This window comes from Pantoea sp. PSNIH1 (genome assembly GCF_007680655.1).
In the GTDB taxonomy this organism is placed as follows: Bacteria; Pseudomonadota; Gammaproteobacteria; order Enterobacterales; family Enterobacteriaceae; genus Pantoea; species Pantoea eucrina.
Map to the genome: position 1 here is coordinate 76174 of NZ_VEIP01000006.1, position 15978 is coordinate 92151.

Sequence of the window (15978 nt, forward strand, 5' to 3'; positions counted from 1 at the left end):
GTGGCATGGATCAGCGGGCGGCTGCCGGGGCAACGGCCCGCATCCGGCTGACGGCTTTATTGACCAGCGCAATCGCGTAGTCAATCTCCTCCTGCGTAGTGAAACGCCCCAGCGAAAAGCGCAGCGAGCTGTAGGCCAGCTCCGGCTCAACGCCCATTGCGCGCAGCACATAGGAGGGTTCCAGACTCGCCGAGGTACAGGCTGAGCCGGATGAAAGCGCCAGATCTTTCAGCGCCATAATCAGTGATTCACCCTCAACCTGCGCAAAGCTGATGTTAAGGATATTTGGCGCGCTGTGCGTCAGCGAGCCGTTGAGCTGTACGCCGCTCAGCTGGCTGATGCCCTGCCAGAGCCGCTGGCGCAGCGTGGCGAGTCGCGTCATCTCCTCTGCCATCACCTCGCCTGCCAGCGCATAGGCTTCACCCATACCAACAATCTGATGCACCGGCAGCGTTCCGGAACGCATACCGCGTTCATGCCCGCCGCCATGCATCTGTGCGTCAATCTTCACCTGCGGCTTGCGGCGTACCCAGAGCGCACCGATGCCTTTGGGTCCATAGAGCTTATGCGCCGAGAACGACATCAGATCCACCGGCAGCGTGCTGACGTCAAGCGGCAGCTTGCCCACGCTCTGCGTGGCGTCCACGTGGAACAAAATGTCACGCGCGTGACAGAGCGCGCCCAGCGCCGCAATATCCTGGATGACACCCGTTTCGTTGTTCACGTGCATCAGCGATACCAGCACGGTATCGTCGCGCAGTGCGGCAGCCAGCATATCCGGCGTGACAATACCGTCGCTGCCGGGCGTCAGCCAGGTCACGTCAAACCCTTCGCGCGCCAGCTGCAGACAGCTATCGAGTACCGCTTTATGTTCCGTCTGGCTGGTAATGATATGCCGTCCGCGCGCCTGACGGGCGTGTGCTGCCCCTTTAATAGCGAGGTTATCCGCTTCGGTCGCGCCGGAGGTAAAGACAATCTCGCGCGGATCGGCGTTAACCAGCGCCGCAATCTGATTGCGGGCAACATCCACGGCCTCTTCAGCCTGCCAGCCAAAGCGGTGGGAACGGGATGCGGGATTACCGAAGGTGCCATCCAGCGTCAGACACTGCATCATTCTGCTGGCGACCCGTGGATCCACAGGCGTGGTCGCTGCGTAATCCAGATAGATCGGTAATTTCATGGCGCTGTAACTCCGTAAAATAAAACACAGGTCTTTATAGCATGATTCAGCCTGCAGAGAGTAAACCGGTCATGCGGCCGGTAACGGGAGCGCTAACAGCACAAAGCCCCGGGGGCTTCATCGCTAAGCGCCCGGGGCTTTGTAAAAGTCAGTCTTCAGTCAGGCAATATGATTGCGATCAGGCACGCAGATTAACGTTGATGGTTTCCTGCACGCGGTGCTGCTGAAAACGACGGTTATCCACGCTGTTCTGACGATCGGCAACATCAAGGATTTCCTGATTATTCACCAGCTCAGCCAGCGTAATATTGTTCAGGAAATCGCTGATGCGCTCGCTGAGATCGCGCCACAGCACGTGAGTCAGGCAGCGTTCGCCACCCTGACAGCCCTCTTTACCCTGACATTTGGTCGCATCCACCGACTCATCTACCGCGGTGATCACCGCACCCACTGCGATAGCATTAGCATCTTTGCCCAGCAGATAACCGCCACCCGGCCCGCGCACGCTGGCAACCAGGCCGTGCTTACGCAGACGCGAGAACAGCTGTTCCAGATAGGAGAGTGAAATCCCCTGACGCTCGGAAATATCCGCCAGCGGTACCGGCCCCTCATGCGAATGCAGGGCTACGTCCAGCATAGCGGTAACGGCATAGCGTCCTTTGGATGTCAGTCTCATAGCGTAAAACCTCGTCGGCATCCGCCCTTACTCAGGCGGGTTATCGGTGGAATGTCAGTCAGCGCAGTCTGCCATTCCCGAGTATTTTGGTCAACTATTTAACCGAGTAATTTACTCAACTATTTAACCTGGCGTTTTACTCAACTATTACCCTTATCGCCTTTGGGTTTTTCAAAGGAGGAGAGCATGCCGCGCAGAATATTCAGCTCATCGCGTTCCGGACGGGCGCGCGTATAGAGGCGGCGCAGTTTGCTCATCACCTGGCTCGGCGTGCCGGTACGGATAAAGCCGCTTTCCAGCATCATCTGCTCGATATGCTGATAAAAGCGTTCCAGATCGTCCACCAGCGGATAAGGTGAGGCTTCATATTCCGGCTGCGGAGCCGCTTTTTCCTGCGCATCCAGCCACGCCATACGCACTTCATAAGCGATAATCTGCACCGCCATCGCCAGATTCAGCGAGCTGTACTCCGGGTTAGCCTGAATAGCTACGTGATAATGGCACTTCTGCAGTTCGTCGTTGGTCAGTCCGACGCGCTCACGGCCAAATACCAGGGCGACCGGTGCCTGCTGCCCCTCTTCCGCGCTCTTAATGCCGCACTCGCGTGAATTCAGCATCGGCCATGGCAACGACCGTGAACGGGCGCTGGTGCCGACCACCAGGCTGCAGCCGGCAATCGCCTCATCCAGCGTATCAACAATGCGGGCGTTGCCGATAACGTCGCTGGCACCCGCCGCAAGAGAGATCGCCTGCGAGTCAGGTTTAACCAGCGGATTCACCAGATAAAGGTTGCTTAACCCCATGGTTTTCATGGCGCGGGCAACAGAACCCATGTTGCCGGTGTGGGACGTTTCAACCAGTACAATTCGGATATTTTGCAGCATAATTATGAGCGGGTGAGAAAATGATGACGCGCATCCTAACATAAATGCAGGACATTTGCTGAACACGCTGCTATACTCCGCGCCGTTTTCCCCGTTCTTTAACATCCAGCGAGAGATACCGATGCATCCGATGCTCAACATCGCCGTGCGCGCAGCGCGCAAGGCCGGAAATTTAATTGCCAAAAATTACGAAACCCCGGACGCTGTCGAAGCCAGCCAGAAAGGCAGCAACGACTTCGTGACCAATGTTGACCGTGACGCAGAAAGCCTGATTATCGAAGTCATTCGTAAATCTTACCCACAACACACCATCATCACCGAAGAGAGCGGTGAGCTGGCGGGTGAGGATCAGGATATTCAATGGGTAATCGATCCGCTGGATGGCACCACCAACTTCATCAAACGTCTGCCACACTTCTCCGTCTCTATTGCCGTGCGCATTAAAGGCCGCACTGAAGTGGCTGTGGTTTACGATCCAATGCGAAATGAACTCTTCACCGCCGTACGCGGTCAGGGCGCACAGCTGAATGGCTATCGTCTGCGCGGCAGCAACGCCCGCGATCTGGATGGCACCATCCTGGCGACCGGCTTCCCGTTCAAGGTTAAGCAGCACGCAACGCCATATATCAATATTGTTGGCAAACTGTTTACCCAGTGCGCAGATTTCCGTCGCAGCGGTTCAGCCGCGCTGGATCTGGCTTATGTCGCAGCCGGCCGCGTGGATGGCTATTTCGAAATTGGCCTGAAGCCGTGGGATTTTGCAGCGGGTGAGCTGCTGGTACGTGAGGCGGGTGGCCTGGTGACTGACTTCACCGGCAACCACGGTTATCTGCACTCAGGTAACATCGTAGCCGGCAATCCGCGCGTCGTAAAAGCCATGCTGGCTAATATGCGCGAAGAGCTGAGCGAAGCGCTGAAGCGCTAAGCAAAAAAAGGCGGCCCGCGGGCCGCCTTTTTTAACGGTACTGATTAACGACGTTCGTGCGTTAACACCTGACGCGGCTGAGTACGGCGACCTACACCACCCAGAATCGCTGCCAGCACGGCTTCGATAATCAGCATGATGAAGGTGAACCAGCTCGCTTTCGCCGTAGCAGCGGCGGCCTGTTCTGCTGCTTCACGTGCTTTCTGCTCCGCTTCCTGCTTCAGCTGCTGATACTTCTGCATCGCCTGCTGATAGCTCTGCTCTGCCTGGTTAACAATCTGTTCTGCTTCCTGGTCACTCTTACCGGTACGCGCTTTGATAATATTTTTCAGCGCATCGCGGTCAGCAGCCTGCAGCGTATCAGAATGACGGCTCAGCACGCCTTTAAACCAGTTGCTCAAATCAGCATCCGCGTTCTGCGGATTTTGTGCCGTATTTTTTGCCTGATTCTCAGCGTTGTTCGCTTCGTTATTTGCATCCTGCTGCAGATTTTCTGGCTGTAATTCCGGCTTGCCGGTCTGGCGCAGCGTGGTCTCCAGCTCATTCTGCAGATCGTCGAGGTTAATATTATTTTCCTGCAGCTTCTCTTTCGCCATATTGGTCAGCGAAGGCGCAACAGAAGAAATACCATTACCCAGCGCATTTACACCTGAACCCAGAATATTAAAGGCGCCGCCAATAATACCGCTTGCCAGAGAGAAAGCCAGCCACAGAGTAATAAGCGTACTGACACCAAACATCAGTAAACCGTGCAGTGCGCCTTCGCGCTGTGCCAGACGGCCGGCGATATAGCTACCTACCGCCATCGCAATCAGCATGCTGGCACCGGTCCAGATCAGCGCGCCAGTACCAAGATGCTCCAGAGGATTTTGCTCCTGCTGTGGATCAATGGTCGTAGCACCAATTGCCGTACCCAATACTCCCAGTAATATATGAACAATCAGCGCAGCGATAACACCTGCAAATATTGCGCTCCATGAAATGCGTTTTAACGGCAGTCCCGCATGTGTATCGGTCACGGTCTCCGTGATGCCATTATGAGTCCGGATTTCAGGCATGGTATTCTCCTCGCAAAAAACGACGACTGATAAAAGTTTATTTTAAAAAAGTTAATTCTCAGCTGATGTCATTTAGCGTAGACAGAGAATGCTATTTACACCAGAGGTGCACAGCAGGATATTTTTCTCTGATAGCGGAAAATTAAACATCCGGCAGATTATGCGCGGCCGGATGTTTATCCCGGGTCCGGTTAAAAGGGGCGCAGGCCGTTGCTGGCAGCGGGGAGTGCACTCTGCCACAGAAGTACTCCGGCCAGTATCAGCGCAATGGCTCCCAGCAGCATAAGCAGCGCCATCACTACCGCGGTCCGTTTTTGATCGGCTGCTGAACGGCTCAATCTCGCTGCCAGCACGCGCGAACGCTGAACCATGATGCCCAGCAGAGACACCGTCAGTGCGGTCCCCAGCGCCATCGCCAGCGCAGCGGCCACGCCCCAAAGATAAACATCAATCACTTTAGCGAATAGCAGCATCATCAGCGCCCCTGAACAGGGGCGCAGGCCCATGGAGAGGACCAGCAGCAGCTGAGTCCTGAAGCTCACCGCGTGCGCCAGCTGATGCGCATCCGGTACATGCGTATGGCCACATGCGCAGGCTGCGTCATGCTGATGCTGCGTATGTATTGCCCGGATCTGCCAGCCCGCTGCCAGACGCAGGGCTGCCCGCAGCGATTTCACGGCGCGACAGCCCAGCCAGCAGCCCAGCGCGATAACCAGCAGGTAGCTCCCCTTTTCCAGCCAGTAGCTGCTGAGATGGAGCTGGCGCGATGAGGTCTGCAGCACCACCAGCATCAGCGTCACCAGGGCAATGGCTACCCCGCCCTGCAGCAGCGCAGCCAGCAGAGTCAGACGAATGCTGGTGCGCAACTGCGCAGGGTGCGTCGCTAAAAAAGTGGCGATCACCACTTTGCCATGCCCCGGTCCCAGCGCGTGCAGGACGCCATACGCCAGGCTCAGCAGCAGCAGCGTTATCCCCGCCTGGCGCGGCTGTGCTGCGACCTGCTGCAGCAGCTGTGTCAGGGAATGGTTAAGCGCTTTCTGCCACAGCACGCTCTGTAACAGAATGTGCGGCCAGGCGTGCCAGAGCAGCATTGCGGTCAGCAGCAGCAACAGGCCGGCGGCGGGCAGTGGCCAGCGACGCCGCGTAGGGAGCGGAATATTCAGCGACATATCAGCGTCACCGTCTGGGCAAACTGGCGGCCCAAATCCATATCTTCCGGCGGCGCGTCAGCTTTATCCAGCGACAGTGCATACTGCTGCAGCGACGCGTCCGGCTGTGGGGTCGTAAGCTTCAGCTGGCAGTGCGCCTTTAGGTTCTCATCCATGGCAATATCCTGTGACGTCTCATACTGCATATCAACAAAATAGCTGGGATCAAACGTCAGCATACGGTAACGCTTCCCGGCCAACGGCTGCGGCTCGCCCAGCGGCACAATAAATTCGAGCACGGCCTTATGTCCGCTACGCGACAAATTGTACTCCTGCGGCAAATTAAGAAATTTTATCCGCGTTTTCTCCTGCCACAGCTCGGTAAAATAGTGCTGACCCAGTACGTTAGCCATCACCTGAGCCGCCAGCTTTTTCCATACCACATCACCCGGACTGGCCTGCCCGGCATCATAAAGCAGGTCGGCGGAGGTGATTTCGTCCATCGTCCAGACCATTTTTATGCCGGTCAGCCGATCGTTCTGGCTTTTCAGCTCTGCTTTCATCGCAATAAAACTGTGCGGATGGCATGCAGCCGCAGCGGAGAAAAACAGCGTAACCAGTAAAAGCGCAATTTTCATATGTTATAAAGTAACAATTTATAAGGTAAAGGTTTACGTGGCCCGAAAAAAACTGTGACCCGCCCTGAAGCTCTGAGTAAAAGTCTGCACCGATAGCGTAATTTCAGCGCGATATTGGCTATTCTTAGCTGAAAAATGAGCTGCGGATAAAATACGTGATGAGTTTTGCGCCTGCTACAGCACCGCTCTTCAGCCGTTCCCAGCGACGTTGCCATCTGTTACTGCTGTTATTTCTGCCCGCCCCCGCCCTGACGCTCGATAAACTGTGCCAGCTGAACGGCGTTGATCCTGCGGTTGCCCGTCAGGATATCGCGGATGTGGGCGATGAGATACAGCGCTTTCATCAGCTGGAACTGCATCAGATGGTGGATGGCAGCTTTCGCATTCACGGCACGGAACTGGACAGAAGACTCTGCCTGATCCACTGGCTGCGACGCGCGCTGCGCCTGTCGCAGGCGTTTGTCTGCGACCATTTTGTTCCCGCCCTGCGTCAGCGGCTCAAAGTTTTGCAGATCGAAAAAGCGCTGTGGGATGAGATCAACCTGCAGGCGCTGATCCAGCACTGCAGCCTGCGGCTGATGCGCAATTTCTCTCCCCGCGACCAGCTTTTTCTGCTTATTTTTATGAAGTATGCCCTTTGTCAGCGTCAGGCGGCGCTGTTCAGCGAGCGGCAGCGCAGCTGGCTGGCAGACAAAGCGGAGCGTGCCGCAGCAGACGATGTCATTCACCACTGGCAGAAACGCTGTCATCTGATGCCCGATGCCAGCGAAACCGATTTCTGGACGCTGCTCTTCAGTCTGATTCATGCGCCTGATGCCACCCAGCTGAGTGTGCCACAGGCGCACCGGTTGATGAGTGCCACCGAAGCGCTGATTGCGCGTTTTGAACAGCTGGCAAAAACGCGCATCCGCAACCAGCATGAGCTGAAGCTCCAGCTCTATACTCATCTGGCGCAGGCGCTGGACCGCAGCCATTTTTCTATTGGCATCGATAATAGCGTGGCGCTGGATGTGGCGCGGCTCTATCCGCGGCTGATGCGCACCACCGAGCGCGCGCTGTACCATTTCAGCAGCGACTTTGGCACGCAGTTCAGCGCGGAAGAGACCAGCCTGGTGGCGGTGCTGTTTGGTGCCTGGATGATGCAGGAGAGCGCGCTGCAGGAGAAGCAGGTACTGCTGCTCACCGGCGTCGACGCCGCGCTGGAGCAGCTGCTGGAGCAGCAGCTGCGCGACATGACGCTGCTGCCGATCAATATAACCTATCAGGATATGCTGCACTTCCAGCGCGAGGGCGCACCGCGCGATGTGGCGCTGGTGGTCACCCCCTATGCTATTTCGCTGCCGCTCTTTTCGCCGCCGCTGATCCACGCAGAACTGCCGTTAAGCGATCATCAGCAGCAGCGTATTCTTCAGCTGCTGGACGCCTGAGCCGCAGGACGCAGGAACAGCGCCGGCAGCGCTACCAGCGCCATGACCCAGAAGAGATGCCCCTGCAAATGGGCAAACAGGACGCCGCAGATCATGGTCATCACAGCAATCCCGCCCCCCATCGCCAGCGCCGAGTAGAGCGACTGCAGGCGAATCACTTCGGTGCCTTTGCGTGCAGCGATAAAGCGCATCGCCGCCAGGTGGCAGATGGTAAAACTGCCGCAGTGCAAAATCTGTGCGACAACCAGCAGCGGCAGCGCGGTCGTGGCACCGAGCAGCGTCCAGCGCAGCAACGCGCAGACGCCGGAAAGCAGCAGCAGATCGCGCGCGCTCCAGCGTCTGAACAGACGGTTACTGAGGGCAAAGACTACAATCTCCGCCACCACGCCGAGCGACCACAGATACCCCACCACGGAGGCGGAGTAGCCCGCCTGCTGCCACCAGATGGCACTGAAGCTGTAGTAGGCGGCATGCGCGCCCTGCAGCAGCGTAACGCAGATCATAAAACGCCAGACGCTCTTTTCCCGCAGCAGATCGCGCCACGCCGCCCAGCCGCCGCTGGCGCCCTGTCGCGCCTCACCCTGCGGACGCGTCTGCGGTGGCAGCAGCATCCCGCTCAGCATGGCCACGACGCCCAGACTCAGCAGCAGCAAAACCGCCTGATAAGAATAAGCGCTGACCAGCATGCCGGTGAGCGCCGAGCTGATGACAAACGCCAGCGATCCCCACAGCCGCACCGGACCGTAGGCCAGCCCAATCTGGCGCGTCCAGGTTGCCGCCAGCGCATCACTCAGCGGCACCAGCGGAGAGAAAAAGAGATTGAACCCTGCCATGACCAGCAGCAGCCAGAGCCACTGGCCGCCGAACCAGAAGCCGAGAGCGAACAGTGCAGTCAGAAGCGCCAGCAGCCGCAGCGCGACAATCAGCTGAGCCGGATTTTTAACCTGTGAAGCGATAAGCAGGCTGCCGGCGAAGCGCGCGACCATGCCACAACCGAGCAGCAGGCCAATTTTTTCCGCATCGAGTCCGCTGCCCTGCAGCCAGACGCTCCAGAAAGGTAAATAGATGCCGTAGCAAAAAAAGTAGGTGAAATAGCTCAGTCCCAGCCATCTGGCTGATGCGATGGTCATGCTCTCTCCTGTGGCGCGCGCCACTGCCTGCGGTTTGGGCGCTACTTTGGCAAAGCACCGGCTAAAAAGAAACCCGCAGAGCGGATCAATCGTGCGCTAAGCAGCGGAAAATACACCAATAAAAAAGGATGGCCGGAGCCATCCTTTTTTCATCCGTTAAAACCTGTCAGGCATAAACGGGCAGACGGGCACAGATATCGAGCACTTTCTGTTTGGTGCGTTCGATGGTGGCCTCGTCATTCACGTTATCCAGCACGTCGGCGATCCAGCCAGCCAGTTCACGCACGTCTGCTTCTTTGAAGCCGCGACGGGTTACCGCTGGTGTACCAATACGCACGCCAGAGGTCACAAACGGGCTTTTCGGATCGTTTGGCACGCTGTTTTTGTTCACGGTGATATTTGCACGTCCCAGAGCGGCATCCGCTTCTTTACCGGTCAGGCCTTTGCTCACCAGATCGATCAGGAACAGATGGTTATACGTACCACCGGAAACGATGTTGTAACCGCGCTCCAGCAGGACTTCAACCATCGCTTTAGCGTTTTTAGCCACCTGCTGCTGATAGGTTTTGAACTCCGGCTCCATCGCCTCTTTGAAAGCTACAGCTTTACCGGCGATGACGTGCATCAGTGGGCCGCCCTGTCCGCCAGGGAAGACCGCAGAGTTGAGCTTCTTATACAGATCCTCATCTCCGCCCTGCGCCAGAATCAGGCCGCCACGCGGACCCGCCAGCGTTTTATGCGTAGTTGTGGTCACGATATGCGCGTGCGGAACCGGGTTAGGATAGACGTCAGCTGCCACCAGACCTGCCACGTGAGCCATATCCACAAACAGCCAGGCGCCGATGCTGTCAGCGATTTCACGCATTTTTGCCCAGTCGCAGACGCCGGAGTAGGCAGAAAAGCCGCCGATGATCATTTTTGGCTTATGCGTCTGTGCCAGCTCGGCCAGTTCGTCATAGTTGATTTTGCCGGTTTCATCGATGCCGTACGGGATAACGTTGTAGAGTTTTCCGGAAAGATTGACCGGTGAACCGTGGGTCAGGTGACCACCGTGCGCCAGATTCATACCAAGAATGGTATCACCCGGCTGCAGCAGCGCGGTGTAAACAGCGAAGTTTGCCTGCGAACCAGAGTGAGGCTGAACGTTGGCAAAATCTGCACCAAACAGGGCTTTTGCGCGGTCGATCGCCAGCTGCTCAACGATATCAACATATTCACAACCGCCGTAGTAGCGCTTGCCCGGATAGCCTTCCGCGTATTTATTGGTGAGCTGTGAACCTTGCGCCTGCATAACGCGCGGGCTGGTGTAGTTTTCTGAAGCGATCAGTTCAATGTGCTCTTCCTGACGCACTTTCTCCTGCTCCATAGCCTGCCACAAATCGGCATCATAATCGGCAATGTTCATATCACGCTTTAACATCCGCATCTCCTGACTCAGCAACTTTAACGGCAATTTAAGCCCCCGCTTAGGGGCGAAGGCCAACAGTGTAAACGGTTTTGACAGGGGACGATAGCGCCAGGGCGCTCTTTTTACGCAAACGATTGGCATGCCGCTGGAACGCCTTTTTTACGCTTTAGCTGCACGCAAAAAAAGGCATGGATTGACGGAAGATCAGCGTAAACCGCCCGGAATGCGTACCCGGCTCGCGCTAAAAGCTGCTGCTGCCGGTTTACAGCCGGACGTGCACGGCATAAGATGCATTTAAAATACATCTTTTAAGTTATCCGCTGAGGAACACACCATGCTTGACGCTCAGACTATCGCGACCATTAAATCTTCCGTGCCAGCTATAGCCAAAATGGGACCCGCTCTTACCGGCTGTTTTTACCACAAACTGCTGAACGATCATCCTGAACTGAAAAACGTGTTTAACATGAACAATCAGCGCAGCGGCGATCAGCGTGAAGCTCTGTTTAATGCGATTTGCGCTTACGCCACCCATCTGGAGGATTTGCCAGCGCTGCTGCCGGCGGTCGAGAAAATTGCGCAGAAGCACGCCAGCCTGAATATCCGGCCTGAACAGTACGATCTGGTAGGCGCCACGCTGCTGGCCACCATGAAGGAGCAGCTCAATCCGGACGAGGAGGTACTTGCGGCCTGGGGCAAAGCGTATGCGCTGCTGGCGCAGGTCTTTATTCAGCGTGAAGAAGCTATCTATCAGGCATCTGAGCAGAAGAGTGGTGGCTGGCGCGGCCTGCGTGACTTTCGTATCCGCCGCATTACGCCGGAAAGCAGCGTGATTACCAGTCTGGAGCTGGTTCCCAATGACGGGCAGCCGGTGGCCGATTTTCTGCCGGGACAATACCTGACGCTCAGCCTGCGTCTGACAGAAAACGGGTTTATGCAGCATCGCCAGTATTCGCTGACGCACGCGCCTGACGGCAAAGCCTACCGTATTGCTGTCAAACGTGAAGCGCACGGCACCGTGTCGGGCTGGCTGCACGACTGCGCCCGGGTGGGAAATATTGTGCAGTGCAGCGCGCCGGCGGGTGACGTCGTACTGCAGACAGAACCAGCGACGCCGGTGACGCTGATCTCAGCGGGCGTCGGTCAGACGCCGATGTTAGCGATGCTCGCGGTGCTGGCGCAGCAACAGCATCCGGCAGCCGTGACCTGGCTGCACGCGGCTGAAAATGGCGCGCAGCACGCCTTTGCGCGGGAAGTTGCCGCGCTGGGCGCCACCCTGCCGCACTTTCGCAGCCACGTCTGGTATCGCCAGCCTGCCAGCGACGATGCCGGCCGGTATGATGCAGAGGGCGTAATGGATCTGGCCTGCGTGTCAGCGGAGCTGAACCAGCCGGACCGCACGTTCTGGCTGTGCGGGCCGCTGCCGTTTATGCAGTTTGTCGCTCGCCAGCTGCTGGATGCAGGCGTCGATACCGCACGCATTCACTATGAGGTTTTCGGCCCGCACAAGGTGCTGTAATTGCAGCAATAAAAAAGCCTGCGGCAGGCAGGCTTTTACTGTGACGCCGGACAGAGGATCAGATTGCCTCTTCATCCTCTTCGCCGGTGCGGATACGCACCACGCGCGCCACGTCAAATACGAAAATTTTACCGTCGCCGATTTTGCCGGTCTGCGCCGTTTTCATGATGGTTTCCACGCAGGTATCGACAATGTCATCCCCGACCACCATCTCGATTTTTACCTTGGGCAGGAAATCGACCATATATTCGGCACCACGATAGAGTTCGGTGTGGCCTTTCTGACGTCCAAACCCTTTGACCTCGCTCACCGTCATCCCGGTGATGCCGACTTCCGCCAGCGCTTCACGCACGTCATCAAGTTTGAATGGTTTAATAATTGCATCGATCTTTTTCATCGCAGATCCCTTTTTCGCTCCCTCCATGACGGACGGATAACAGAAAGTATATATCGCTAACGGCGCCGGTGGCGCGGCTAACTACTCTTTAAAGTCGCTGGCGTCCAGCTCATGACGAGACAGCAGCTTATAGAACTCGGTACGGTTACGTCCAGCAAGACGCGCGGCGTGAGTAACGTTGCCTTTGGTCATCTGCAGCAGCTTGCGCAGATAGTTCAGCTCAAACTGGTTGCGCGCCTCCGCAAAGGTGGGCAGCGCGGTGTTCTCGCCCGACAGCGCCTGCTCCACCAGCGCTTCACCAATCACGGGTGCAACGGTCAGCGCAACGCACTGCTCAATAACGTTAACCAGCTGACGGACGTTACCCGGCCAGCTGGCGCTGACCAGCCGCTTCATTGCACCGGCAGAGAAGCTGCGGACAAATGGCTTGTGGCGCCCGGCGGCCTGACGCAGTAAATGGTTAGCCAGCAGCGGAATATCTTCAGCACGCTCGTGCAGCGCCGGAAGTTTAAGATTCACGACATTGAGCCGGTAGTAGAGATCTTCCCGAAAACTCTTTTTCTCCATCGCTTTTGGCAGGTCGCGATGGGTGGCAGAAAGGATACGTACGTTGATCTCCACATCCCGGTTACTGCCAAGCGGACGCACTTTGCGCTCCTGCAGCACGCGCAGCAGTTTGATCTGCAGCGCCGGAGGCATATCGCCAATCTCATCCAGAAACAGCGTGCCGCCCTCTGCTGCCTGAAATAATCCTTCGCGCGCGCTGACCGCGCCGGTAAATGCGCCCCGCGCGTGGCCAAACAGCTCTGACTCCAGCAGCTGCTCCGGCAGTGCGCCGCAGTTAATGGCGATAAAGGGTTTCGCCGCGCGCGGACTGGCAGCATGAATTGCCTGCGCCAGCACCTCTTTCCCGGTGCCGCTCTGACCGTTAATCAGTATGGAGACGTCCGACTGCGCCACCATGTGCGCCTGCTCCAGCAGCCGCTGCATCAGCGGATTCCGGGTGACAATCGCTTCACGCCACCGGTCGTCACTGATCGGTGCACGCAGCGCCAGCGCCTCATCGATCGCTTTATACAGCGCGTCGCGATCCACGGGTTTGGTGAGAAAGCTGAATACCCCCTGCTGCGTGGCAGAAACCGCATCGGGTATGGAGCCGTGCGCGGTCAGGATAATGACCGGCAGCCCGGCGTGACGCCGCTGAATTTCGCCAAACAGCGCCAGCCCGTCCATCTCATCCATACGCAGATCGCTGATGACCACATCCGCGGGCTCTTTCTGCAGCTGACGCAGCGCCTCAGCCCCGCTGGCGGCGGTAGCGACCTGAAAACCCTCACTGCTGAGACGCATACCGAGCAGCCTGAGCAGGCCCGGGTCATCATCCACCAGCAGTAAACGGGCACGTGCACTCATGGCTGCTCCTCCCGGATTTCGTCCCCGGCGTGCGGGCTGTCGCTGCTGTCCGGCGCTTTACGCGACGAAAGCTGGCGCTCTATGTCAGTCAGCCGCTCCAGTTTACGCTGGGTTTCGTTCAGCGCCTGATGCAGCCGGGCCTGCTGGTGGCGCAGGGCATCCAGTTCGCTATCGTGACTCTGCTGCAGCGCGCTGTAGCGGCTGCGCGCCTCGCTCAGCTCCAGCTGTGCGGCCTGGTTACTGCGCCACAGCTGGATCAGCGGACGCACCGTTGCGGGAAAGTCTGTGCTGTAGCTGTCGAGCGTGGCGATATACTGACGGCGCTCAACCGGCGTGACGTTACCGTTCGCCAGCAGAATGCCCTGCTTGAAGGCGCGCGCCCAGCTCTGCACCGGCCAGCGGCGGGCCTCTGCGCGGGCTTCAGCCGCCGAAAACCGTTCGCTGCAGTCAATCGCTCGCTGCCAGTAAAGCGGATTGTTTACCGCCGCTGCGGTTTCAGCAGGCCATACGTTCTGGCAGACGGTGGTGAGGTAGTCCGGCAGCCGGGTATCGGGTTCAGTGACGCTGATATGCTCACGCTGGGGCACCGGCACCGCATGCGGCTGGCAGGCGCTCACGCCGCTTAAAATAAGTACGCTCAGAAGAGCTTGTCTGATAAGGCGTTTCATGGTTCAGGCTTCCTGGCACCGGCGGGTAAAATAATGCGGAAACAGACATCTGCCTCTTTGTGACTGACCAGCTGCAGGTCTCCCTGCATGCGCCGCAGACAATCTTTTGCAATGCTCAGGCCCAGGCCGCTGCCTTTTACGGGCCCCTGCCGCTGCTGGCTGCCCTGGTAGAAAGGTTCGAAGATCATCGCCTGCTCCTCTGGCGGAATCGGAGTACCGCTATTCGCCACATCAATCCACACCCGGTCGCCTTTTTGCCGGCTGTGCAGCCAGATGTTACCGGATTCACGACCATAGTTCACGGCGTTCGAGTAGAGGTTATCGATAACGCGCTCCAGCAGCGTCGCTTCCGCCAGACAGCGGGTGGCCTGCAGATCAACGTGCGTTTTTATTCGCCGGGCGCTGGCAGGCAGCGAATGCACGCGGGTGACAGCCGCCACGATCGCATCCAGCGCGACCGGCTCCGGAGTAAGCGGCATCTCGTTCAGCTTGCGGTTGTAATCCAGCAGCTGCTCAATCAGGCGCTGCAGATGGCGACTGCTGCTGTCGAGAATAGCGACGATCTCCTGCTGCTCTGCGTTAAGCGGCCCGGCAACGCCATCGGCCAGCAGCTCTGTGCCTTCGCGCAGGCTGGCGAGCGGCGTTTTCAGCTCGTGTGAAAGATGACGTAAAAATTCATGTCGCTGTGCCTCCAGCCAGCTTAGCCGTTCGCTAAGCCAGGCAATACGCTGTCCCAGCGAGCGCAGCTCACGCGGTCCGCGAAAGCTGACGTTATTTTCCAGCGACTGCCCTTCCCCCAGCCGGTTGATCATCCGCTCCACGCGCTTTACCGGCCCGATAATCATGCCGGTAAACAGCAGCACCAGCATCAGCGTAACCAGGAACAGGATCAGCGCCTGCCAGCCAAAGAACTGACCGCGCTCGGCGATATCGCGCTGCAGCTGCAGCCCGCGGGAAAACACCACGTCGCGCGTCGCCTGCACCATACGCGCGTTAGCATCAGAAAAGCGCTCCAGCGCAGCGGCACCGGACGCTGAAGGATTACCGTTTTCGCATGCGGCCGTGGCGAGCTGCGGCAGCGTGCTGCGCAGCAGGGTAAACGTGGGCAGTTCCGGCAGGCTGGCCGCATGGCTGTTCAGCATCTGCCCGTAGCGGGTCCACTGGGTGGTATAGAGTCTGACCAGCGCAGCATCACCGAGTACGCAATATTGACGATAGCTGCGCTCAAGCTCCAGGGCAGTGCGGGCCATCGCCTCGCTGCGCCGCACGTCGGTAAAGGTATTGCGGTTGGTGTCTGCCGCCTGATTACTGAGCGCAGAGAGGCTTTCCCACGCCTGCCACGCCAGCACCAGCAGCGGCAGCAGCACCAGTAAAAAGGCCATCAGAACCAGTTGTCGCAGGGATCGGGGAAACGGACGCCATCTCATACTACCGCGCTCTCGTAAAAAGTGTGCTGCAGGCATGCTAGCTAACTCTGGCGCGCTTAGAAAGCCGGAAATGCAAACGG

Annotated in this window: 15 protein-coding genes; 3 read left to right on the forward strand and 12 right to left on the reverse strand. The window is 57.8% G+C overall.

Annotation, left to right across the window (positions count from 1 at the left end):
* Positions 1-10: 10 nt before the first annotated feature.
* The 3 genes from FS690_RS14530 to trmJ form a co-directional block, all read right to left on the reverse strand.
* Entirely contained in the window at positions 11-1180 is a 1170-nt protein-coding gene (locus FS690_RS14530) for an IscS subfamily cysteine desulfurase (RefSeq protein WP_145339828.1), read from the reverse strand.
* A 178-nt stretch (positions 1181-1358) separates the two neighbouring features.
* Entirely contained in the window at positions 1359-1856 is a 498-nt protein-coding gene (iscR, locus tag FS690_RS14535; protein WP_039379638.1) for a Fe-S cluster assembly transcriptional regulator IscR, read from the reverse strand.
* Between the two features lie 140 nt (positions 1857-1996).
* Entirely contained in the window at positions 1997-2740 is a 744-nt protein-coding gene (trmJ, locus tag FS690_RS14540) for a tRNA (cytosine(32)/uridine(32)-2'-O)-methyltransferase TrmJ (RefSeq protein WP_145339829.1), read from the reverse strand.
* A gap of 121 nt (positions 2741-2861) precedes the next feature.
* Between trmJ and suhB the strand changes: the two genes are divergently transcribed.
* A complete protein-coding gene (suhB, locus tag FS690_RS14545) occupies positions 2862-3665 on the forward strand; it encodes an inositol-1-monophosphatase (RefSeq protein WP_039379640.1) in 804 nt (267 codons plus the stop codon).
* Positions 3666-3709: 44 nt separating this feature from the next.
* Here suhB and FS690_RS14550 read toward each other — a convergent pair whose 3' ends face one another.
* From FS690_RS14550 to FS690_RS14560, 3 genes are all read right to left on the reverse strand, one after another.
* Entirely contained in the window at positions 3710-4723 is a 1014-nt protein-coding gene (locus FS690_RS14550; protein ID WP_039379643.1) for a TIGR04086 family membrane protein, read from the reverse strand.
* Between the two features lie 191 nt (positions 4724-4914).
* Positions 4915-5892 (reverse strand): nickel/cobalt transporter, encoded by a 978-nt coding sequence (locus FS690_RS14555; protein WP_145339830.1) that lies wholly within the window; start codon positions 5890-5892, stop codon positions 4915-4917.
* A complete protein-coding gene (locus tag FS690_RS14560; RefSeq protein WP_094112081.1) occupies positions 5883-6509 on the reverse strand; it encodes a DUF1007 family protein in 627 nt (208 codons plus the stop codon). Before FS690_RS14560 ends, FS690_RS14555 begins: the two co-directional genes overlap by 10 nt.
* Positions 6510-6667: 158 nt before the next feature.
* Between FS690_RS14560 and csiE the strand changes: the two genes are divergently transcribed.
* Positions 6668-7936: a stationary phase inducible protein CsiE gene (csiE, locus tag FS690_RS14565; protein ID WP_071667892.1), complete on the forward strand. Its 1269-nt coding sequence runs from the start codon at positions 6668-6670 to the stop codon at positions 7934-7936.
* Here csiE and FS690_RS14570 read toward each other — a convergent pair.
* Entirely contained in the window at positions 7918-9066 is a 1149-nt protein-coding gene (locus tag FS690_RS14570) for a 3-phenylpropionate MFS transporter (RefSeq protein ID WP_104085292.1), read from the reverse strand. The two genes, csiE and FS690_RS14570, sit on opposite strands and share 19 nt — an antisense overlap.
* A 166-nt stretch (positions 9067-9232) precedes the next feature.
* Positions 9233-10486 (reverse strand): serine hydroxymethyltransferase, encoded by a 1254-nt coding sequence (gene glyA / locus FS690_RS14575; protein WP_039379655.1) that lies wholly within the window; start codon positions 10484-10486, stop codon positions 9233-9235.
* Between the two features lie 322 nt (positions 10487-10808).
* Here glyA and hmpA point away from each other — a divergent pair, with 322 nt between their 5' ends.
* Positions 10809-11993: an NO-inducible flavohemoprotein gene (gene hmpA, locus FS690_RS14580; RefSeq protein ID WP_071667890.1), complete on the forward strand. Its 1185-nt coding sequence runs from the start codon at positions 10809-10811 to the stop codon at positions 11991-11993.
* Between the two features lie 58 nt (positions 11994-12051).
* Here the strand turns inward: hmpA and glnB are convergent, their stop codons facing one another.
* The 4 genes from glnB to FS690_RS14600 all read right to left on the reverse strand — a co-directional run bounded on the left by glnB (position 12052) and on the right by FS690_RS14600 (position 15898).
* Positions 12052-12390 (reverse strand): nitrogen regulatory protein P-II, encoded by a 339-nt coding sequence (glnB, locus tag FS690_RS14585; RefSeq protein WP_007886217.1) that lies wholly within the window; start codon positions 12388-12390, stop codon positions 12052-12054.
* Between the two features lie 81 nt (positions 12391-12471).
* Entirely contained in the window at positions 12472-13803 is a 1332-nt protein-coding gene (glrR, locus tag FS690_RS14590; protein ID WP_039379663.1) for a two-component system response regulator GlrR, read from the reverse strand.
* On the reverse strand, positions 13800-14471 hold the full coding sequence (qseG, locus tag FS690_RS14595; RefSeq protein WP_145339831.1) for a two-component system QseEF-associated lipoprotein QseG: 672 nt from the start codon (positions 14469-14471) through the stop codon (positions 13800-13802). Before qseG ends, glrR begins: the two co-directional genes overlap by 4 nt.
* Positions 14468-15898, reverse strand: coding sequence for a HAMP domain-containing sensor histidine kinase (locus FS690_RS14600; protein ID WP_071667889.1), 1431 nt, complete (start codon positions 15896-15898; stop codon positions 14468-14470). Before FS690_RS14600 ends, qseG begins: the two co-directional genes overlap by 4 nt.
* Between the last annotated feature and the right edge of the window lie 80 nt (positions 15899-15978).